General features: G+C 69.5%; 22 protein-coding genes. 17 read left to right on the top strand and 5 right to left on the bottom strand.

What is annotated here, in order from left to right; all coding sequences use genetic code 11:
* The first annotated feature begins 38 nt into the window (after positions 1-38).
* From OG538_RS12875 to OG538_RS12820, 12 genes are all read left to right on the top strand, one after another.
* Positions 39-416, top strand: a complete 378-nt coding sequence (locus tag OG538_RS12875; RefSeq protein ID WP_406093152.1) for a TadE/TadG family type IV pilus assembly protein — start codon at positions 39-41, stop codon at positions 414-416.
* Entirely contained in the window at positions 410-814 is a 405-nt protein-coding gene (locus OG538_RS12870) for a TadE/TadG family type IV pilus assembly protein (protein WP_406093150.1), read from the top strand. The genes OG538_RS12875 and OG538_RS12870 overlap by 7 nt, the downstream gene beginning before the upstream one ends.
* Before the next feature lie 36 nt (positions 815-850).
* Positions 851-2,191: a CpaF family protein gene (locus OG538_RS12865; protein ID WP_406093149.1), complete on the top strand. Its 1,341-nt coding sequence runs from the start codon at positions 851-853 to the stop codon at positions 2,189-2,191.
* Positions 2,192-2,252: 61 nt separating this feature from the next.
* Positions 2,253-3,191: a type II secretion system F family protein gene (locus OG538_RS12860; RefSeq protein WP_406093147.1), complete on the top strand. Its 939-nt coding sequence runs from the start codon at positions 2,253-2,255 to the stop codon at positions 3,189-3,191.
* Between the two features lie 27 nt (positions 3,192-3,218).
* Positions 3,219-4,106, top strand: a complete 888-nt coding sequence (locus OG538_RS12855; RefSeq protein ID WP_406093145.1) for a DUF5936 domain-containing protein — start codon at positions 3,219-3,221, stop codon at positions 4,104-4,106.
* Between the two features lie 53 nt (positions 4,107-4,159).
* On the top strand, positions 4,160-5,530 hold the full coding sequence (locus tag OG538_RS12850; RefSeq protein ID WP_406093143.1) for a sensor histidine kinase: 1,371 nt from the start codon (positions 4,160-4,162) through the stop codon (positions 5,528-5,530).
* Between the two features lie 61 nt (positions 5,531-5,591).
* Positions 5,592-6,674 carry a response regulator gene (locus OG538_RS12845; RefSeq protein ID WP_406093141.1) on the top strand — a complete coding sequence of 361 codons (1,083 nt, stop codon included), beginning with the start codon at positions 5,592-5,594 and terminating at the stop codon, positions 6,672-6,674.
* Between the two features lie 203 nt (positions 6,675-6,877).
* Positions 6,878-7,111, top strand: a complete 234-nt coding sequence (locus tag OG538_RS12840) for a hypothetical protein (protein WP_406093139.1) — start codon at positions 6,878-6,880, stop codon at positions 7,109-7,111.
* Between the two features lie 8 nt (positions 7,112-7,119).
* Positions 7,120-7,713, top strand: a complete 594-nt coding sequence (locus OG538_RS12835) for a pilus assembly protein TadG-related protein (RefSeq protein ID WP_406093137.1) — start codon at positions 7,120-7,122, stop codon at positions 7,711-7,713.
* A gap of 29 nt (positions 7,714-7,742) precedes the next feature.
* Complete coding sequence (locus OG538_RS12830) at positions 7,743-8,336, top strand: hypothetical protein (protein ID WP_406093135.1); 594 nt, start codon at positions 7,743-7,745, stop codon at positions 8,334-8,336.
* Entirely contained in the window at positions 8,336-8,980 is a 645-nt protein-coding gene (locus OG538_RS12825) for an OmpA family protein (protein WP_406093133.1), read from the top strand. The genes OG538_RS12830 and OG538_RS12825 overlap by 1 nt, the downstream gene beginning before the upstream one ends.
* A gap of 257 nt (positions 8,981-9,237) precedes the next feature.
* Positions 9,238-10,056 (top strand): GPP34 family phosphoprotein, encoded by an 819-nt coding sequence (locus tag OG538_RS12820; RefSeq protein ID WP_406093131.1) that lies wholly within the window; start codon positions 9,238-9,240, stop codon positions 10,054-10,056.
* 150 nt (positions 10,057-10,206) lie between these two features.
* Here OG538_RS12820 and OG538_RS12815 read toward each other — a convergent pair whose 3' ends face one another.
* Complete coding sequence (locus OG538_RS12815; protein WP_406093129.1) at positions 10,207-10,653, bottom strand: hypothetical protein; 447 nt, start codon at positions 10,651-10,653, stop codon at positions 10,207-10,209.
* 655 nt (positions 10,654-11,308) lie between these two features.
* On the opposite strand from OG538_RS12815, the gene OG538_RS12810 reads away from it, so the two are divergent.
* Entirely contained in the window at positions 11,309-12,250 is a 942-nt protein-coding gene (locus tag OG538_RS12810) for a nitroreductase/quinone reductase family protein (RefSeq protein WP_406093127.1), read from the top strand.
* Between the two features lie 78 nt (positions 12,251-12,328).
* Here the strand turns inward: OG538_RS12810 and OG538_RS12805 are convergent, their stop codons facing one another.
* A complete protein-coding gene (locus tag OG538_RS12805; RefSeq protein WP_406093125.1) occupies positions 12,329-12,625 on the bottom strand; it encodes a hypothetical protein in 297 nt (98 codons plus the stop codon).
* The gene (locus OG538_RS12800) at positions 12,622-13,026 is read right to left on the bottom strand and encodes a hypothetical protein (RefSeq protein WP_406093123.1); all 405 of its coding nucleotides are present in this window, start codon (positions 13,024-13,026) and stop codon (positions 12,622-12,624) included. The genes OG538_RS12805 and OG538_RS12800 overlap by 4 nt, the downstream gene beginning before the upstream one ends.
* A gap of 353 nt (positions 13,027-13,379) precedes the next feature.
* Between OG538_RS12800 and OG538_RS12795 the strand changes: the two genes are divergently transcribed.
* Positions 13,380-14,282 carry a YihY/virulence factor BrkB family protein gene (locus OG538_RS12795; protein ID WP_406100105.1) on the top strand — a complete coding sequence of 301 codons (903 nt, stop codon included), beginning with the start codon at positions 13,380-13,382 and terminating at the stop codon, positions 14,280-14,282.
* A gap of 19 nt (positions 14,283-14,301) precedes the next feature.
* On the opposite strand, the gene OG538_RS12790 is transcribed toward OG538_RS12795, so the two are convergent.
* A complete protein-coding gene (locus OG538_RS12790; RefSeq protein ID WP_406093121.1) occupies positions 14,302-14,805 on the bottom strand; it encodes a DinB family protein in 504 nt (167 codons plus the stop codon).
* 378 nt (positions 14,806-15,183) lie between these two features.
* Between OG538_RS12790 and OG538_RS12785 the strand changes: the two genes are divergently transcribed.
* Entirely contained in the window at positions 15,184-15,777 is a 594-nt protein-coding gene (locus OG538_RS12785; protein WP_406093119.1) for a hypothetical protein, read from the top strand.
* 146 nt (positions 15,778-15,923) lie between these two features.
* Here the strand turns inward: OG538_RS12785 and OG538_RS12780 are convergent, their stop codons facing one another.
* A complete protein-coding gene (locus OG538_RS12780) occupies positions 15,924-16,442 on the bottom strand; it encodes a hypothetical protein (RefSeq protein ID WP_406093117.1) in 519 nt (172 codons plus the stop codon).
* 442 nt (positions 16,443-16,884) lie between these two features.
* Here OG538_RS12780 and OG538_RS12775 point away from each other — a divergent pair, with 442 nt between their 5' ends.
* Both OG538_RS12775 and OG538_RS12770 read left to right on the top strand, forming a co-directional pair.
* Complete coding sequence (locus OG538_RS12775; RefSeq protein ID WP_406093115.1) at positions 16,885-18,423, top strand: polymorphic toxin-type HINT domain-containing protein; 1,539 nt, start codon at positions 16,885-16,887, stop codon at positions 18,421-18,423.
* Between the two features lie 84 nt (positions 18,424-18,507).
* Complete coding sequence (locus OG538_RS12770; RefSeq protein ID WP_406093114.1) at positions 18,508-19,029, top strand: hypothetical protein; 522 nt, start codon at positions 18,508-18,510, stop codon at positions 19,027-19,029.
* Positions 19,030-19,073 lie beyond the last annotated feature (44 nt).

Below are 19,073 nucleotides of genomic sequence, written 5' to 3'. Positions count from 1 at the left end.
GGGCTGAGGCAGCCGTCTCAGCTGAGCGGCGTCCCCGCATGCGGAGCGACCGAGGGCAGACGGCGATCGAGTTCGTCGGCACGCTGCCGCTCATCCTGGTGACGCTCGCGGTGATGTGGCAGGCCGGACTGGTCTGTTACACGTGGGTGCTCGCGGGCAACGCGGCGGACAAGGGCGTCAGGGCGGCCGCGGTCGCCGAGGGCAGCTCCCGCCAGGCATGCGAGCAGGCCGTACGCGAGGACGTGCCCGACGCCTGGGAGACCGACGTCGTGCGCTGCAGCGCCGGCTTCGGTGACCTGGTCACCGCGAAGGTGGAGGTCAAGGTGCCCCTCATCTTCCCGGGGGTGTTCAACGTGCCGTGGCACGCGACGGGCGACGCCAAGGCCAAGAAGGAGAAGGGTGGGTGGGGATGGTGAGGCGCACAGCGACGCGGCAGCCCGGCACCGGACGCACAACAGCCTCTCGCTCGGACAGCCGGCGGGGCCAGGCCGCCATCGAGTACGTGGGTGTGCTCACCCTCCTGCTCGTCGTATCACTGGCCGTGGTTCAGCTCGGCATCGCCGTGTACGCGGCCCAGCAGGCCGGCACGGCCGCCCGGGCGGGGGCGCGCGTCGGCTCGGACAAGTACCAGTTCGGGCGCGCACAGTCGGTGGCCCTCGATTCCCTGAGCGACTGGCTGGCCGACGACGCCACAGCCATCCCGTCCGGCGGGGTGAACGAGGTGACCGTGAGGGTGAAGGTTCGCATCCCCTCTCTCCTGCCGATGTTCACGTTCGGATCCGTCACGAAGAAAGCCACCATGCCGCGCGACTGATCCAGTACCGCTGCACCACACCAGGGAGTTGAGGACATGAGCCTGCGGGCGCGCATTACCGGTCCCGAGCCGACGAGCGGGCTGAGTGAAGAGAGTCGGCTGGTCCAGGTCTACCGCGCCAAGCTCCTGGAGGAGATCGACCTCGCCGAGATGTCCGCCCTCGCGGCGGCCGAGCGCCGGGCGCGGCTCGAACGCGTCCTGGGCCACATCATCAGCCGCGAGGGCCCCGTCCTCTCCCAGATGGAGCGCTCGCAGCTCATCCGCCGGGTCGTCGACGAGTCCCTCGGACTCGGCATCCTGGAACCGCTCCTCGAAGACGCCTCCATCAGCGAAATCATGGTCAACGGACACGAACAGGTGTATGTGGAGCGGCGCGGGCGCCTGGAACTGCTCCCGATGCGTTTCTCGTCCAACGAACAGCTGATGCAGACCATCGAACGCATCGTCTCCACGGTCAACCGCCGTGTCGACGAGGCGAATCCGATGGTCGACGCGCGACTCCCCTCGGGCGAGCGTGTCAACGTGATCATCCCGCCGCTCTCCCTCAAGGGCCCGATCCTCACCATCCGCCGCTTCCCCAAGGCGTTCACGCTCCAGGAGATGATCGGGCTCGGCTCGCTCGACGAGCACATGCTGATGCTGCTCGCGGGACTGGTCCGGGCCAAGTTCAACGTGATCGTCTCCGGGGCCACCGGCACCGGCAAGACGACACTGCTCAACGCGCTGTCCGGGCTGATCCCGAACGGCGAGCGCATCGTCACGATCGAGGACTCCGCCGAACTCCAGCTCCAGCAGTCCCACGTGATCACGTTGGAGAGCCGCCCCTCCAACGTGGAGGGCAAGGGCCAGATCAGCATCCGCGACCTGGTCCGCAACTCCCTGCGTATGCGCCCCGACCGCATCATCGTCGGTGAGGTCCGAGGCGGCGAGACGCTCGACATGCTCCAGGCCATGTCCACCGGTCACGACGGTTCGCTCGCCACAGTCCACGCCAACAACGCCGAGGACGCGCTGATGCGTCTGCAGACGCTGAGCTCCATGTCCGAGGTCGAAATCCCGTTCGTGGCGATCCACGACCAGATCAACAGCGCCATCGACGTGATCGTCCAGCTGACGCGTCACGCCGACGGTTCCCGCCGGATCACCGAGATCGCGATTGTGGACTCGCACGGACGTGAGGACTACCGCATCGTCTCGGTCTGCCGTTTCCATGCCCAGCCGATGGCCGCGGACGGTCGCATCTACGGGCAGTTCGAGTACTACCCGCTGCCCCGCCGGGTGGCCGAACGTCTCTACATGTCGAGTGAGGCCGTCCCCGCGGCCTTCGGCGTCGCCGAGGCGGAGGAGCAGCTGAGCATGCGCAAATCCGCAGCCTGATGCCGCTCGCGTAAGCCGCTACGTCCCCAGCCCGCCGCTCACCCAGAAGGCCTCGTCCGACATGGATAATCTCCCGCTCCTGACGATCGGCGTGACACTCCTCGCCGGTCTGTTCGCCGTCATCGGCGTGCACATCTTCTCCTCGGGCAGAGCACATCAGCAGATTCTGGTCGACCGGATGTCCCAGACGGGCCAGCTCACCATCGGTGGCCGCACCCGTCGTTTCCGGGGCGTCGACCGGCGCCTGCGCAAGACGAATCTGGGCAAGCGCATCGAACGCAAGATCGCGGCAACGGGTCTGGACCTCACACCTGGTGAGTACTTCGTCTACGTCGTGGCGACGTTGCTCGGCCTCTACTTCGTGGTCGGCTCGGTCTTCGCGCCGTTCTTCGGACTCATCGCCGCGCTCATCGGCCTGTGGGGTGGCAATGCCTTCCTCAACTATCAGCGCGCCAAACGGACCGAGGCGTTCATCAACCAGCTCCCCGAGCTGACCCGTGTCCTCGCCAACGCCACCCAGGCCGGCCTCGCGCTCCGTACGGCCATCAGCATGGCGGTGGACGAACTCGACGAACCGGCGCACGAGGAACTGCGCAGGGTGGCCGACCGGCTGGCCGTGGGCCACTCGCTCGACGACGCGATGAACGAACTCGTCGAGCGGCTTCCTTCGCGAGAACTGACCGTGCTGGTCTCCACCCTCATCCTCTCCAACCGGGCGGGCGGCACGATCGTCTCCTCGCTGCGCAACCTCACGGGAACGCTGGAGGAGCGCAAGGAGACACGGCGAGAAGTCACCACGCTGCTGTCCCAGGTGAAGGTGACCGCGGTCGCTGTTCCGGTCCTCGGTATGGGGTTCCTGCTCATCATCAACAGCATGCGTGCCGGAGCGCTCGACGATATGACCGCTGCCACGCCCGGGCGGATCGCCGTCCTGGTTGCCGCGGGCCTCTACGCACTCGGCTTCTTCCTCATCAACCGCATGACTCGCGTCCGCATCTGAGGGCCGGAACCACAGGGAGAGGACATCATGGATCTTCTGATCGCGGCCGTCTTCGGACTCGCCGTCTACGGAGCCTTCCACGGCATCCGCATGTACCGAGCCGAAGCAAAGCTGCCCGGGGACATGGAGCTCGCGCTGGAGGTCGGCGGCACCCGCACCACCGCAGCCGGCGGGCTGGCCGACCGCATGGGTATGCGCTATGCCCCCCGGGTCCTGTCCATGATGGGTCCCAAGCGTGTCGACAAAGTCCGGCGCAAGCTGGATATGGCGGGCAACCCCGGGGGTATGACGGTCGACCGTTACGCGGCCCGTCGCGCCTTCTACGGCGGCCTCGGGACGCTCGCGGCCCTGGCCATGCTCATGAACGGCCAGCTCGTTCTGGCCATCATCCTGTTCGTCTACGGCCTCTTCTGGACGGACGTGATCATCCGGTCCGCCATTGCGCGCCGCAAGGACGACATCGACCGGACGCTCCCGGACTTCCTCGACGTTCTCGCGGTGGTCGTCTCGGCCGGGCTCGGTTTCCGGCAGGCGCTGGAACGGGTCGCGGAGAAGTACCAGGGACCGTGGGCCGACGAACTCCGCATCACCCTGCGCCAGATGGACATGGGTGTCAGCCGACGCGACGCTTTCGACCAGCTCCGCAAGCGGAACGAGTCCGAACAGGTTTCGATGTTCGTCTCGGCTCTCCAGCAGGGCGAGGAACTAGGAGCTCCGATCGTGGACACCTTGATCCAGATCGCCAACGACATGCGGCGTACCGATGCCCAGAATGCCCGGCGCAAGGCCTCGAAGGCGGTGCCCAAGGCCACCTTGATCGTCACCAGCTTCATGCTCCCCGGAACGATGATTCTGATCGTCGTGGGCTTCTACTACGCGGCCAACGTCAATGTGGGTGAGGTTTTCGGCGGCTGACGCCCGCCGGCGCGAGGGAGCGATCCACACCATCGAGGAGGTGAGAGGACCAGATGGGCTCAGGACCGACCGGCCGTGCCCTTACAGGTGGCCCCGACGTGCAGGCGCCGGAGAGCGCCCCCGGGCGTGTTCCCTCCCTGCCCATCCAGCTGAACGCGCTACAGGCGCTTTGCCGCCAGCTGTTCGGATTTCGCCTTGCGATGACCTTGCTGGCGGCGCCCTTCGCGCTCGACGGCGTGCACGACGAGCTCGGCAGCTGGCTGGTGGGCGCGGCGGTACTGGTCACCGTCATGGTGTCCTACGTCCTGATGCGCGACTGGGAGCGCTTCGGGCCGATCCTTCTCAGGCATCCCTCGCTGCTTGCCGCGGACATGCTCTTCGGTGCACTCCTGCTGTTCGCGGCGAGTCCCGGCTCGACGCTCTCCTACGTGACGGTCTGCACCCCACTCCTCGCCGGGCTGGTCTACAGCTGGCGGGGCGGAGCGATCTTCGCCGCCCTTCAGGCGTTGCTGCTCGCCGCGGCTTACGGTGTCAGCCGGGAGGCCGAGGCGGACGCCTCGGCGCTTCTCGTGGTGGGGCTCTGCATCATGGCCGGGGCGGTCGGCAGTACGTTGCGCAGTCTCCTCCTGGGATTCGGCGCCGCCTCCCAGGCACTGACGGAGACCCGGGCCCGCCTGGCGGTCAGTGGCGCCGTCGAGGAGGAGCGCGCCCGCCTCGCCAGGGAGATGCACGACTCCGTGGCCAAGACCCTGCACGGCCTGGCCATGGCGGCCGACGGTCTGGCCAGCACTGCCGACCGCATGGATCCGCTCACCGTCAAGCACCAGGCCGAACTCGTCGCACGCTCGGCACGCCGGGCCGCGGCCGAGTCCCGGGAACTCCTCTCCGACCTTCGCAGAGAATCCGGACTCGACGGAGGGGTCGACGTGGTGGACGAACTGAGTGCGCGGGCGATGGACTTCGAACGGCGCCACGGCGTCAAGACGGTGTTCCGCCGACTGGGCGGAGGCCCCGTCCCACCCATCCCGCACGCCGTGGCCCGACAGGCCCTCACCATCGCGACCGAGGCCATGGAGAACGCCCAGCGCCATGCCCGTCCCAACTATGTGGAGGTCTCCGCCGGGCTGGTCCGCGACGTGGTGCGCATCAGCGTGTACGACGACGGCGAGGGCCTGCCCCGGGGCACTTCGCTCGCAGATCTGCGCAAGGCCGGACACTTCGGCCTCGTCGGCATGGTCGAGCGCGCAGCCTCCATCGGAGCACGCATCCGTATCGGCAGGGGCCAGGCGGAGCGGGGCACCGAGGTCCGGCTCGACCTGTCGCTTGCCGCGATGAACCTGGCGCCACCCGCTCTTCCCACCGCTCCCGGGTACGCACCGTTGCTGACCCAGGTACCCGGCCAGCCCGCCCGACCCGACAACTGAGTCCGCGCAACCGCTTCTGATCACCCCCACAGTCCCCCATCCTTGAGAGGAGGCCCGCACCATGTCGGACGAGATCTCCCGCAGCTCCGGAGAGCAGTGGACGCAGCAGCCGCATGTCTCGCAGCACACGTCCTCACATCCGAGCCCGCTCAGTTCGCCCCCCACAGGAGGCGCGCCCACAAACGATTCTCCTGGTGGATTCCCGGCCTTCCCCAGCCCCGACGCGATGCCTGCGGCGCGGCCGCTCAGAGTGGTCGTCGCCGACGACAACCCGGTCGTGCGGGCCGGCCTGACCGTTCTCCTGCACGGACGCGACGACATCGATGTGGTCGCGGAGGCGGGTGACGGCCGCCAGGCGTACGAGATGGCGGTGCAGCACCGCCCGGACGTCGTGCTGCTGGACGTACGCATGCCCGGCGTCGACGGCATCTCGGCTCTGCCCCACCTGGTGCGGCTGGCCCCGGTGCTGATGATGACGTACAGCCGGGAGAGCGCGATCGTCCACGAGGCGCTGCGTCTGGGCGCCGGGGGCTACCTGGTGCACGGCGAGTTCACCGCGGACCAGCTGGTGGCCGCCGTCCGCGACACGAAGGAGGGCCGGGCGCACTTCACGTACTCGGCCAGCAGCGCGCTGCGGGAGTCGGTACGAGGAGGGGGCGGTGGACAGGGCCAGGACGGCCGGCCGCTGCCCGAAGGCCTGGGTACGGCCTTCACCGGACCGGGCTACCGACCCGTTGTCCCTCAGGGGCAGGTGTCTGCACCCGCACACGATGCGGGTGGGAAGTGGGGGTCCGGTGCGGGCATGAGTCAGCAGGTCGGGGGTGGGAGACGGGAGTTGAACACGCATGGATTCCCGCAAAATGCTTCGCTTCCGCAATCATCTGTGGGACATTCATCTTCTGGGCTCCCCGCAGCGGCGGCCCAAGGGATGCAGGCCGAGCTGAGCGAGCGGGAGGTGGAAGTGATGGACCTGATCGCGTCGGGCATGACCAATCAGCAGATCGCCGCCACCTGCTTCATCAGTCAGAAGACCGTCAAGAACCACATCAACCGCATCTTCGCCAAGTTGAACGCCGGCAGCCGGGGCGAGGCCATTGCTGTGTGGCACCGCATTTCGTCCGGGGGGTCGACGAGGCATGGCTGAGCACACGACCGGCCCGGAGGCCCAACTGGTGCGGTGGGCCCGGAGTTGGGCCCGCAGACCCATGCGAGCGGGTGTTGCCCCGACGTACGTTACTCGTGTCGAAAGCGAGACCGGCCAGGAGGAAGCCGGAAGCGCGCACGACATGAAGTCTTACGTACCAATGTCGGCCGATTCCCGGTCGGCCGAACTCGGAGGGGAACACCATGTCGAACATCACCCTGAAGGCCGCAACCACCACTCAGGCCTACATCAACGGCTGGAAGAACACCGCCGTGGACGCGCTCAAGCGTCGCAGCGACAAGGGCCAGGGTGCGATCGAGTACGTCGGCATCACGATCCTCGTGGTGGCCATCGTCGTAGCGCTGCTGAACACGAAGCTGGGCGCGACCATCGCGAACTCCTTCACCACGAAGATCAACTCGGTTCTCAACGGGTGATCCGCCGAATGGAGTCCGAGGCAGGGCAGGCCGCGCCGCTGTACATCACAGCGGTGACGGGCCTGCTCTTCCTTGCGTTGGTCTTCTTTGCGTTTGGTGAGGCCGATGTGCAGCGCAACGGGGCACAGACTGCGGCCGATGCCACGGCTTTGGCGGCGGCCAAGGACTCCCGGCGTCTGCTCAAGTTGGACCTGATGGCGCACGTCATGGACAGGGGCTTCTACACCGAAGTGTTCAACGCCCCCTACGTCGGGATGGACGGCTGTTCCATGGCGAGCAGGTTCGGCGCCAGGAACGACGCCACCGAGGTCGGATGCCAGCCTGTCGGCGGTATGCGCTGGGGTTACGAGGTTGAGCTGAAGTCGAGAAAGCGAATGAGCTCGAACCTTGTCCCGGGTACTGAGGGGAAAAGGGCGAAGGCAGAGGCTGTCGCCGTCCTGGACAACCGGGGATGCAAGTTTGTCCCGAACCCGATCCCCACGTCGCCCTCCATCGGCACGGTCGGCTGTGCCAGCGGGCTGGTGTGGGTGGTGAGCCCCCAGAGTCTGGCTGTCATGCCTGATATGACGCTGCTCTTCGACGTTCGCCTGGCCGAAGACTGATCACGACCAAACGCAAAGGAACTGGACCGATGAGCTATCCGCACGTGAGGACCATGCGCCGTGCTGGAGCCGCTGCTGTGTTGGCAGCCGCCCTGGCGCTCTCGATGACCGCCTGCGGCAGTGACGACGGCAACAAGCCGAAGGACGTCGCCTCTCAGGCCTCTACCTCGCCGTCCAAGTCAGATAAGGGCAGTGGTGGCGGGGAGACCGTGCCGGACACCGATGCGGTTCTGGTGACGGTCAAGGGTGACTCCGGGGTAGACATGGTCATCAATTCGGCTGTGCGCGATTCAGGTGGATTCCTCACGGTCACCGGGCAGTTCAAGAACACTGGAAGCGGCCTGTACACCACGCCGGTGCAGTGGAGTGGTCAAGAACAGAACATCGCAGCCACAGGCAGGTCGCTGGCAGGGATGACCCTTGTGGATTCGCGGGCGAAGAAGCGATATTACGTTCTTCGTGACACGGACGACCGGCCGTTGACGACCAGTGGCTTCGAGCCGAGCATCGCTGCCGGCAAGAGTCTCACCTTCTTCGCGCAGTTCCCTGCTCCCGAGCAGTCCACGAACGAGGTCGACCTTCAGTTTCCGGGCTTTGCCAATGCGACGATTGCGATCTCGTGATGAGCAATGGCATCCCTGACACCCGGCCTTCCCGGACGAGGGTAACGACGGCACTACTCGTGGTGGCGTTCGGGTTCGGAGTCGCGACGGCTCCGGGCGCCTTTGCCGAAGACAGCCCGTACCCCTCGGCGTCGGCCGAGCCGGCAGTGAGGCTGGACGCGAATGACACGGACCTGAAGCTCCCTGACGGGGCTACCCTCGCACCACCCAAAGTCCTCGACATCAAGTCGGTCATCGAGGACATGGGCGGCACCGAACGCCGCGAGGACACCAACCAGGACATCAAGTTCGCGCTCCAGGCCGAGGTCCTCTTCGGCAAGGACAGCGCGAAGCTGAGCTCCGCCGCCAACGGTCGCATCAACGCGATTGCCGCTGAGATCAAGAAGCAGGACGCCAAGAAGGTCCGGGTGTTCGGTTTCACCGACAACCTGGGTTCCTCCGCCCACGGCGACGTGCTCTCCAAGGAGCGCGCGGAGGCCGTGCACAACGTCCTGGACAAGGCCTTGGCCGCCACCGGCATCTCGTACGAGATCCGTGGTTACGGCGAGCAGTACCCGATCGCCGACAACAGCACGGAGGACGGCCGGAAGAAGAACCGACGCGTGGAGGTCTCCTTCGCGCGCGGGGAGGGCTCGGGGAGCTGAGCCAGCTTCTGGTGGCCTGCCCTCCCTCTGTGTGTCGTGACCTCGCGGCCGGTGCCGTATGCACATCGCATACGGCACCGGCCGCGAGGCTTTTCGCGGGTGTGAGCGCCGGGGCTCTGCCGGCGCCTCCTCGTACGATCGGCGGACTGCGGCACGGACTGCGGCACGGACACCGCGCTGAGGGCCGCGGGCGCCACATCCTGAACCGGGCTGCGGAGGAGGTCCCTCCGGAGGCGGGCTCCCCTACTCTGAAACGTATGACCACGGGGGATGATCTGCTCCTGATCGCCATAGTGACGGGCCGGCGACGCATACGGATACGAGGCCCCGAGCGGCTCCGGTTCGCTTTGCGGGCCGCAGAGTTGGCGGATCTCGGCCACGCGGGCCGCATCGCTGTCGGGGCCCGGGGGATCGAGGTGATCGACGCCCGGCGCGTCGCGGACCGCCGCCTCAACAACGTCCTGCACAGCCTCGCAGCGGCCGGTTCACCGCCTGATGCAGCGGACTGGCTGCGGCGGACCCCGCGTTCCCTCACCAACGAGTACCTCTCGTGGCTGGAGGACCGGAAGGTGGTCCGGGTCCGTCGGCGGCGCGACCCCGGCGGGCGTACCCGCCACGAGATCCTCTCCCTCGCCCCGGGGCGCCGCCGGGCGGTGCTCGACCGTCTGGACGGCGTGGTCCGGGCCGGCGGCGGGGAGGCCCCGGGCGACGCGGACCTGACCCTGGCCGTCCTCGTTCAGCTGGCGGACCTTGCCCGGGCCGCCTACCCGGGGCTCCGGGGCACCGGCGACCGCCGCCGGCTGGCCGCTCTCGTTGCTGGCGGACACCTGGCTTCAGCCGGCAGCAGGGCGGGGCAGGCCACCGACGAGGAGCTTGCCGCGGCGCTGGACGCCGGCGCCGATTCGCTCACCAGGCTGCTCCAGGGCGAACTCGGCGATTTGTACGCGGACTTCACCACCGGCGGCCACGGTCTCGGTCACTCCGCGGACCCTGGCAGTTGGTCGGACGGCGGGGCGGGCGGCACCGGCCACCACGGAGGTGGGGGGCACGGTGACAGCGGGCACGGAGGGTGGTGAGCGCGGACAGCGGCCGGTGAGCGAGGAGGCGGCGTATGCCGCGACCGCCGGGCGCGGGGGGCTTCGGCCCGCGTGATTACCGGACGGGCGCGGGGGCTCGGCCCGGGTGATCACCGGACGGGCGCGGGGAGGCGCTTCCTGTGCCCCTTCTCACCTGCGCGGCATCGGCCGAGTCGGTTCTCGGGCGCGCCAGTCGTCGCAGTACTGGATGTGCAGGCGGGCCGGTACGTTCCCGCGGGTCCGCGGCCGCAGCCACGGGCCGGCGCTGAACTCGACCCAGAAGTGTCCGGTTTGCGGATGGCGGTGCGGATACGAAGGGGCCTCGTCGACGAGGCCGCCCAGGGCGCTGCAGTGCTCGCGGAAGGCGATGGGGCTGCCCACGACGAACAGGGTGTGCGCGGTGATGTGGAAACCGAGGCGGTCCTGGTGCTCCGGGTAGGGCCGGCGCCGGTGGTCGATGGTGCTCCCGTCGGGGAAGTCGTTGTCCGGGGTCACCGCGACCTGCGGGGAACCGGCGCCGAGCCGGGGCCGTATCCCCTTCCACGCCGACGGCGCGAACTGCAGAGTGTGGTGGATCAGGACCGGATTCGGCGGCACCGGTACGCCGTCTCGCGACCTTGTCCGGGGCCGCGTTGGGCCGGAGCGGCAGGTGGTGGACCAGCGACCGGGCGGAACGGGCGGCGAGCGACCACAGGGCGAGGAACCGCGCGGCGCCCTCGCGGTCCCCGTACACCGACATCCAGTGGTTGTCGTCGTGCAGCGCCAGCTCTGCCAGGAACGGGGCGTGCCGGATCACCCGGATCTCGGCCCCGCCCAGCCTGGTCCTGTGCACGCGTATCCGCTGTTCCGCTCGTCCCCTCCCGTCCGCCGGCGTACTTCGGCCGCCCGGCCCTTCGTAGCCGGAGCCGGGGGTTTGGCGTTGACAGCGGGCGGGCGGGTGCCCGTAAATAGAGGCGGTGCCACGTGACGCCGGCCAAAGAGCAGTGGGCCGGCCGGTAGTCGGGTGAGCATCATCCAGTCAGGAGCCCGTCGTGAGTTCGAACTCCGCGCTCTGCACCTGAGCATCCGACGTAGCGCAGACGCACGTCGCCCCCGTCACCTGCCGCGCTTCTGCGCGTGCCACGGGTTCGTCACTCCGAACTGTTCCACCCGGTTCCGCGGTGGACGTGCGCGGTGTGTGTCTTCGCCGGCCATGGGCCGCAGTCGCTGCGGCCGCACCGCACCCTCACCTCTTCCGGAGACAGAGATCCGTATGCCCACGTCTTTCCACGACCGACACATCGAGGAGTTCCGAGCCAACGGGGGGAAGCCCACCGGCCCCTTCGAAGGCCGCGACCTGCTCCTGCTGACCACCACCGCCGCGGAGTCGGGAACCCCGCGGACCACCCTGCTCGGCTACGTCCGGCGCGAGGGTTCCCTCGCTGTCGTCGGGGCCGGCACCGGTACGCCGAACCACCCCGGCTGGTACCACGATCTGCTGGCCCACCCGGTGGTGTCGGTGGAGGTCGGTACGCAGAGCTACCAGGCGCTCGCCGTCCCCGACCCGGACGCGCACGGTGAGGAGCTGCTCGACCATGCCGTGCCGGCCGCCCCCGGAGCCGGTGCCCACCAACCGCCGGCGGTCCGCGTCCCGCTGGTCGTCGTGCTGGAGCCCGCCGACCCCGACCGGTGGGAGGGGCGGCCCCGCGAGGTCAGGACCCTCGCCGACAAGGTGATGGAGGTCCACACTTGGCTGCGCGGCCAGCTCCGTCAGGTGCGGGCGGAGACCGAAGCCCACTTCGCCGCCCGCGCGGCTCATCAGGGGCCCGGCGAGCCGCCGGCCCCGGGGCTCGGGCTCCAGATCAGGCAGCGGTGCCTGGCGTTCTGCCAGGCCCTGGAGTTCCACCACACCAGCGAGGACGAGCACCTGTTCCCCGGGATCGCGCGGTACCACGCTGACCTGGGTGCCACCTTCGACCGGCTTCGCGACGAACACCGCACGGTGGCCCGCATCCAGGGCGATCTGGCGGCCCTGCTGGCCGGCATCGGTATCGCGGACGCCCCGCGGTTCCGCGCCGAACTGAACTCCATGTCAGCGGAGTTGAACGCGCATCTGGACTACGAGGAGCAGACCATCGTGCCCCTGCTCGCCGACGTCCCCTGGCCGCCCGCGCCGCCGGCCGGCGTGGAAGGGGGTGCCGCCGCGGCGCAGTGAGCCGAGGTGTCGGGCCGGGTGCCGTTTCCGGTGCTCGGCACGGCGCGCAGTCTGGAGCCCGGGCGCACCAGTCGGCCGCTACCCGAATCGCTCCACGGGCGTCCGCACGCCCGCCCGGAAGTCGAGCAGAGCGGCGCTGATGTCGAGCGCCGAGCCGAAGAAGAGCACGGAACGGTCGGCCGCCACCAGGATGCTGCCGCCGCCCCGCACCTGGTGGACGACCGCAACCGCGTCGTCGTCGGGCAGCAGCACATGGCCGAGCCCGGCGTCCGGCGACATGCGGCGGTACAACGCCTCACCGAACTCGATGAGCCGCTGCTGTCCCGGCGTGGGCTGCGGGGCCTTCGTGGCCGGCCCCGTGCTCGCGCCGCTCATCCCGGCACCCCGTCCTCGCCGTGGACCGCCGAGAGCTCCGCGATCAGATCCGGGTCGCGCATCCCGGGCAGGGCGTATCCCTCGGCCTCGTCCCAGGGGATGTCGAGATCGTCCATGTGCACGCGCCATTCCGCATCCGGCAGGGCACGGCGCAACTCCGTCACGGAATCCAGCACATGGGCGATCACGGGCATGAGCCGGCCGGGATCGAACGGCATCTTGGTGGACCCGGCGACGATCTCCCGTGACTCGGAGGAACGCCCGTCGTACACGTACAGGCTTTCCTCGTCGTCGTACGGGAACGACGCCATGTGCGCGGCGACGACGCGCTCGACGGCCTCGGACTCGGCCTCGGTCAGCGGGGTCGCGCGGTGCGCGTTGTAGTAGAGGGAGACGCTCATGACGCGAGCGTAAGGCGAGGGTGTGACAACGCCGCGCGTCCATACGCCAGGCGCTGATCGCGTACACGGTGGAGGAGGGATCCGTCTCCGAGACCGCCTCGCGGCTGCCCGGGGCCTGGGCGCAGGAAGGGCTGCCGGTGACGGGAGAGGCGGCCGGCCCACCGTGGCGGGGGCCACCCGCGCGCCGTCCGGAGGGACCGGGAGTACCGGGCGTGAACGGGAGCAGAAGAGGATGGGTAGTGCTCGGTGTCCCCACGGCATTCGCCCGGCAGGGACCCGACCAGGCCGAACCCTCCTACATCCCCGGAGCCGCAACCGTGTTCAGCAAGACCAGCGGTACCGCTGCCGGGGCCATACCCCGGACGGACCACCGCCCCGGGAGGAACCGTCCCGGAGCCGGGCAGCCCGCCGCCCCCGGGACGCTGCGGAGCTGGCCCGTCGCGCTGCGGCGGACGCCCGTCTCCCTGTGGAACGACGACCTTTCGGACTGGGCGGCCGCCCTCACGTACTACGCCATCCTCGCGCTGCTCCCCGCGCTCCTGGTGACGGTGTCCGTCATCGGGCTGGCCAACCCCCAGGCCACGCACGCGCTGATCGCCGACTTCACCGCCTTCGCCCCGGCGGAGTCCGGTGCCGCACTGCGACAGCCGCTGGAGGCGGCCACCCAGCAGCGCACCGCGGTCTGGCTGCTGGCCGCGACCGGTACCGTCAGCGCGGTCTGGTCCGCGTCCAGTTATCTGGCCGTGTTCCGGCGGGCGCTGCACGCGATGCACGGAGTGCCGGACACCCGGCCCGCCCTGCGCAAGGCGCACATCATCGTCGTCTCCGCGATCGGGCTGCTGCTGCTCCTGATGACCAGCGCGTTCGCCCTCGTGCTCTCGGGCCCGCTGGCCCGCTGGCTCGGGCACCGGATGGGGCTCGCGCATCTGGGGGACGCGGTGTGGGCGGTGCTGAAGTGGCCCGTGCTGCTCTGCCTGGTCGCCTGCCTGATCATGGTCCTGTTCCGGACCGGCCCGGCTTCCGCGCGCGGCACGCGTCAGGGGCTGCCGGGCGGGGTGCTGGCGGCTCTGCTGTGGCTGGTGGCCTCGGCGGGATTCGCGCTGTACGCCACGTACGTCGGGTCCTACAGCAGGCTGTACGGATCACTGGCCGGGCTGGTGGTGTTCCTGATCTGGGTGTGGTTCACCAACCTGGCGCTGCTGACCGGCGCCCAGTTCAACGTCGAGTTGGACCGGGCGCGGCGCAGCGTTCCCTGAGCCCCACCGGGGACAGCCGTCAGTCTCCCGTGGTGCCGTCGACGGTCTCCCGGATGATGTCGATGTGGCCGTTGTGCCGGGCCGTCTCCTCGATCAGGTGCAGCAGGATCCAGCGCAGATCGGGGTGCCGGCCGTCGCGGCGCGGGTTCTTGGCCGGGGTGTCCAGGTCGTGGGCCGCGACGAGTTCACGGTAGCGGGCGCACTGCTCCTCGTACTCCGCCAGGACGTCGGCCAGCGGCATGTCGACGGCGATGCGCATCTCGCGGTCGGGGTCCTCGTCCGTCCACGGGCCCTCGTCCTCCCCGCCGAGGAACTGGACCTCGAACCAGAAGTACTCGACCCAACGGAGATGGTTGACGAGACCCGCGAGGGTCATCAGGGGAGAACCCGGGAGCGGGGCCTTGACCGCGTCCTCCTGCGAGAGCCCCTCGCATTTGGCCACGGCGGTGGCGCGGGTGTAGTCGAGGAACGTGGTCAGCTGGGTGCGCTCGTCCCAGGCGGGAGGCGAATCGGTGCGTGTCATCGCCGTACACGATGGCCGGTGGGGTGCGTCCCTGTCCATCGTTTAACAGCGACAGCGACAGCGACAGCGACAGCTAGCCGGCTGTCGCGCGGCCGTACCCGGCGGGCGTATCGGGTCCTGGTGTCGGGGCGCCGCCCCGCGGCCCATTGGGGTCCGCCGGTGGGTCCGTGGGCCCACGCACCGGGCCGCGCTGCTCATTACGCTCGTGGGGACCAACCGTGAGCCCCACGCGGCGTCGCCCTGCCGGCGGCCCGACGGGCGCGCTCGCGTGCACAGGGATCTTCGCGCTCTACCTGACCAGCAGGGCGGCCATCTCTCATCCGGCGTGCGCCGGGGTGATGCGGGGTGCCCAGAATTTCTTCATGAGGTGACGTCTCGATGAGTGACGGATTCTTCTACTCGTACCACCTGGGCTGGGGCCGCCCCGACGCCGAGTCGTTGCTCGGTGACCTGGAGGCGGCGGGGGTGCGGCCCGATCATCCGGCCACCCGGCGCATCACGCTGCTCGGGCCAGGGCCTCGGTGGACCGGCACCCAGTCCTGGGTGACCAGGGATCAGCTCGTGCTTCTGACCGGCCTGCAACGGCTGGACCAGGTCGACTTCCTCCTCTGGCTGCGCAGCGGCGCGGAGGTCCCCGCTCAGGTCCGGCGGACGGACGACGGCACGGTGGCCTTGCAGTTCGCCCTCGGCTGCCTGAGCGGGGACGAGCGGGAGACGGTCGTCCGTGCGGTGCGGGAGGCGATCGGCAGGGCGTCGGTGCTCTGTGTCGGCTTCGTGGTCGACCGGGAGGGCGCGTCGGCGGCCACGGACTGGAGAGGGTTCATAGAGAAGGGGACGGTGTACTTCGACCACTGGCCGGACACGCTCGCGGTGCGGCGGGAAGTGGCGTCCGTCCAGCCGCAGTTGTCCGGGGTGAGCTCGTTCGAGCAGTCGCCCTGGGTCGTGTACGGAAGTGACGTGCCCAACCGGTAGGGGCGCGGGGCCCGGCGAAGGTCTCGGCGAAGCCGTCGCCCCACTCGCGGAAGGCGTCACCGCCCGCGCCCTTCCAGGTGGTGCAGGCCCGCTGTGCGGCCGGCCCCGCGGCGGCACAGGACCGGCGAACCCTCACGGGACAGCCGTCAGCCGCCGACCCCGGTGCCCGCCAGCGCGGCGACTACGCCGACCGCGACGCCGATCCCCCCGATGTAGGCCGGCGCGCCGGCCCCGCCGTCCCGCCAGAAGTACGGGGCGGCCTGTGCGGACTCCGCATCGGTGTCCTCCATCAGCCGGTCAAGGGACAGGCCCACCGCCGCTCCGGTGGCGAGGGTGACCGCGGGCATCAGGACCCCCTCGATGCCGGAGACGGGCCACTGCACCGCGTACCCGTACCCGAGGGCGGCCAGGGGGGCGATCAGTGAAGCCGCCAGGTACAGGGACCGGGACGTGCGGCGCTCCTCGGGGAGGCTGCGGGCGGCGGCCAGCACGGTCAGTACGGCGGTGAGGACGGCGGGTACGTGCTGCAGTCCCAGTCGCCAGCCGAAGGCGTCCAGTCGTTCGTCGGTGGCCAGCAGATCGACGAGCCCGCGGGAGATCACGTACCCGGAGACGACGTGGACGACGGCGCCGACGGCCCAGCACCGGGCCAGTACGAACGGCACGCCCCTGCCCCCGCCCGAGCCACCTCCTCCCGCCCCGTTCTCTGTCGGGTTGCCCGTGCGGATTCCCGCCCGGCCCCGCCCTTGCTCCGAGGGCCGGGGCCCCCTGCTTCCGTTCTCCCCGCCGTCTCCACCGTTCACGGTGTTCTCTCCCTCTCCGGTGCTCGTCCCGCTGCCTGTGCCCGCACTGCCGAATCCGGCTGTGGCGTGGAGCGTACGGCTGGAGAAGGCGCCTGACGCGGGCCCGCAGCCCCAATGCCGGACCCAGGCTGCCGGCCGGGGCCGGGCGCGCGCGGAGGCGGGCGGTATTTGGGCCCGCGGGCCCAAGACGCCTGGCAGGACGGGTCGTTACGGTCGCCCTATGGCATCCATGGGGGAGTTGCGTCGACGGTTTCGCGGAGTACGCCGCGGGTTGCGGCGCGCCGTGCCACGCACGGGCGTGCGGTTGCCAGGGGCACGTGGCCGCCGCGACCGGGGGCAGGGCGCACTGGAGTACGTGGGGCTGACCCTGGTGGTCGTAGCGATCGTCGGCGCCCTGATCGCGACGGGGGTGGGAGCCGATCTCGCCCAGAAGATGGGCGTGGAGGTCTGCAAGGTCACCGGCGGCGGGAACTGCGGGGGTGGCGACGGGGCGGAGGCGCAGGACGGCGCCAACCGTCCGGGTGACGGGGACCCGGCATCGGACGAGAACCCCGACGGAACGCCGAAGTCACCCGAGCAGACCGCGTACGACCAGGCCCTGAAGGATCTCCAGGACGCGCAGAAGGACGAGAAGTCCAACAGCGACAAGGCGATCGAGGCCGCGAAGGAACTCGCGAAGATCCTCGCCGACGAGCTCGGCATCACCGACGCCCTGGACTGCATCACCAAGGGCGACATGGGCGCCTGCACCGAAACCCTCATCAACGTCCTCCTCAGCCTCATCGGCGGCGCGGTCGGGAAGCTCGCCGCGAAGTACGGGGCGCCATGGAAGTGGAAGAAGGCCTACAAACTCATCCAGGCCCTCAAGAAGCACGGCGGCGACCTCTACGACGGGCTCAAGGGGCTCATCAAGAGCCGGAAGAAGGTCAAGGACGCCGAGAAGGCTCTGGAGGACGCGGGCAAGAAGCTCGACGACGCCAAGAAGCCCAAGAAGAACGACAAACCCGACGAGAAGAAGCCGACCACCTGCGCGGCGAAGCACAGCTTCCTGGCCGGCACCCCGGTGCTCCTCGCGGACGGCCGCACCCTGTCCATCGAGGCGGTCCGCCCGGGGGACCTGGTGACCGCCACCGATCCGGTCACCGGCAGGACCGGAGCCCGCCGGGTCGAGCGGACCATCACCACCTACGACGACAAGCACTTCACCCGGCTGACCGTCCGGACCGCCGGGGCACCGGGCCGGCTGACCGCCACCGACAGCCACCCGTTCTGGGTGACGGGCGAACGGCGCTGGACGGACGCGGGCGACCTCGGCCGCGGCGACGCGCTGCGCACCGAGACCGGCGGCACCCTGACCGTCACCGGAGTAGCGCGGTACACCCAGCGGCAGACGACGTACGACCTGACGGTCGAGGGCGTCCACACCTACTACGTCGGCATCGGCTCCGCGACCGCGCTCGTCCACAACAACGACTGCGACATGTCGCCGGAGGAGGTCGATGCGGCGACCAACCCCGGTGTGGGTGAAGGGGACCCCAAGAAGTTCAAGGACCACTTCCTGCGACACAAGAAGCTCGTCGAGGACGCGCTGGGCACCAAGTACAAGAAGCTCAAGGAGGACGGTCCGCGCTTCCGGGAGGACATCGCGAAGGCCGTCAAGGACGGCACGTTCAAGCTTGTCGGCAAGGGCACGTTGAAGAAGGGCGAGCCCGAGGGACTGATCTATCGTGGCAACGGCGTGACGATCGTCCTCAAGGAGAACGGCGACTTCTGGACCGCGCTCAAGAGCGGCGAGGGCATGGACACCGCCATCGAGATCACCAAGAAGGTGCCGGTGAAGTAGCCGAAACGGCAGGGAGCCGGCCGGCGGCCGGGCAGCAGTGGGACGCCGACACGGGCAGGAAGCGGACATGAGCGGGGAGCGGACATGAGCGGTTGGCAGACGGCCGAGAAGGCTTTGCGCGACCGGGCCGTCCACGATGTCCTCCTCCCGGGGTTCCTGGACCGGGACGAGGACGTCCCCGAGTTCCGTCCGCAGCCCCTGGTGGTCTGGCTCCGGCTGGACGAGGGACTGCTGAGGTTCGAGGCCGCGGACGGGTTCGACCGGCTGGACACCCTGGCGGCGGACGGCATCGACTGGAGCGACGTCGACCTGCTCACGGACGCCGAGGAAGAGGTGATGGTCGCCAGTTGCGGGGAGCAGTTGTTCGGTGACGGCCGTGACGCACTGCGCTGTACCCGGCTGCGCGTCTACCGCGCGCCGGGTGCCGGTGCGGCCGACTGCACGTGCCTCGCCCTCGACTTCGAGGGCGGCCACACCCTGTTCCTCGATCCGACCTGGACGTTCGGCATCAGGACCGGCAACGTGGCGGACGAGCGGCGCTGGCTGGAGCTGCACGACGCGGCGGGAACGGCCCTGGCCGCGGACGTGGTCCTGCGTGACGTGTGAGAGCGCGGTTGCCGCGAGAGCGCACGCGCCCGGCGGGCGGTGGG

Origin of the sequence: Streptomyces sp. NBC_01013, assembly GCF_045162765.1 — a bacterium.
GTDB lineage: Bacteria > Actinomycetota > Actinomycetes > Streptomycetales > Streptomycetaceae > Streptomyces.
The sequence above is the reverse complement of the archived record's forward strand: the minus strand, read 5'-3'. Positions and strand labels throughout refer to the sequence as shown.

What these genes read in the sequence shown, in the direction of transcription:
- OG538_RS12845 (WP_406093141.1), top strand. Translation starts at nt 5,592, where the DNA reads ATGTCGGACGAGATCTCCCGCAGCTCCGGAGAGCAGTGGACGCAGCAG.
- OG538_RS12860 (WP_406093147.1), top strand. Translation starts at nt 2,253, where the DNA reads ATGGATAATCTCCCGCTCCTGACGATCGGCGTGACACTCCTCGCCGGT.
- OG538_RS12850 (WP_406093143.1), top strand. Translation starts at nt 4,160, where the DNA reads ATGGGCTCAGGACCGACCGGCCGTGCCCTTACAGGTGGCCCCGACGTG.
- OG538_RS12830 (WP_406093135.1), top strand. Translation starts at nt 7,743, where the DNA reads ATGAGCTATCCGCACGTGAGGACCATGCGCCGTGCTGGAGCCGCTGCT.
- OG538_RS12770 (WP_406093114.1), top strand. Translation starts at nt 18,508, where the DNA reads ATGAGCGGTTGGCAGACGGCCGAGAAGGCTTTGCGCGACCGGGCCGTC.
- OG538_RS12855 (WP_406093145.1), top strand. Translation starts at nt 3,219, where the DNA reads ATGGATCTTCTGATCGCGGCCGTCTTCGGACTCGCCGTCTACGGAGCC.
- OG538_RS12790 (WP_406093121.1), bottom strand. Translation starts at nt 14,805, where the DNA reads ATGACACGCACCGATTCGCCTCCCGCCTGGGACGAGCGCACCCAGCTG.
- OG538_RS12810 (WP_406093127.1), top strand. Translation starts at nt 11,309, where the DNA reads ATGCCCACGTCTTTCCACGACCGACACATCGAGGAGTTCCGAGCCAAC.
- OG538_RS12805 (WP_406093125.1), bottom strand. Translation starts at nt 12,625, where the DNA reads ATGAGCGGCGCGAGCACGGGGCCGGCCACGAAGGCCCCGCAGCCCACG.
- OG538_RS12865 (WP_406093149.1), top strand. Translation starts at nt 851, where the DNA reads ATGAGCCTGCGGGCGCGCATTACCGGTCCCGAGCCGACGAGCGGGCTG.
- OG538_RS12820 (WP_406093131.1), top strand. Translation starts at nt 9,238, where the DNA reads ATGACCACGGGGGATGATCTGCTCCTGATCGCCATAGTGACGGGCCGG.
- OG538_RS12800 (WP_406093123.1), bottom strand. Translation starts at nt 13,026, where the DNA reads ATGAGCGTCTCCCTCTACTACAACGCGCACCGCGCGACCCCGCTGACC.
- OG538_RS12840 (WP_406093139.1), top strand. Translation starts at nt 6,878, where the DNA reads ATGTCGAACATCACCCTGAAGGCCGCAACCACCACTCAGGCCTACATC.
- OG538_RS12875 (WP_406093152.1), top strand. Translation starts at nt 39, where the DNA reads ATGCGGAGCGACCGAGGGCAGACGGCGATCGAGTTCGTCGGCACGCTG.
- OG538_RS12825 (WP_406093133.1), top strand. Translation starts at nt 8,336, where the DNA reads ATGAGCAATGGCATCCCTGACACCCGGCCTTCCCGGACGAGGGTAACG.
- OG538_RS12785 (WP_406093119.1), top strand. Translation starts at nt 15,184, where the DNA reads ATGAGTGACGGATTCTTCTACTCGTACCACCTGGGCTGGGGCCGCCCC.
- OG538_RS12835 (WP_406093137.1), top strand. Translation starts at nt 7,120, where the DNA reads ATGGAGTCCGAGGCAGGGCAGGCCGCGCCGCTGTACATCACAGCGGTG.
- OG538_RS12870 (WP_406093150.1), top strand. Translation starts at nt 410, where the DNA reads ATGGTGAGGCGCACAGCGACGCGGCAGCCCGGCACCGGACGCACAACA.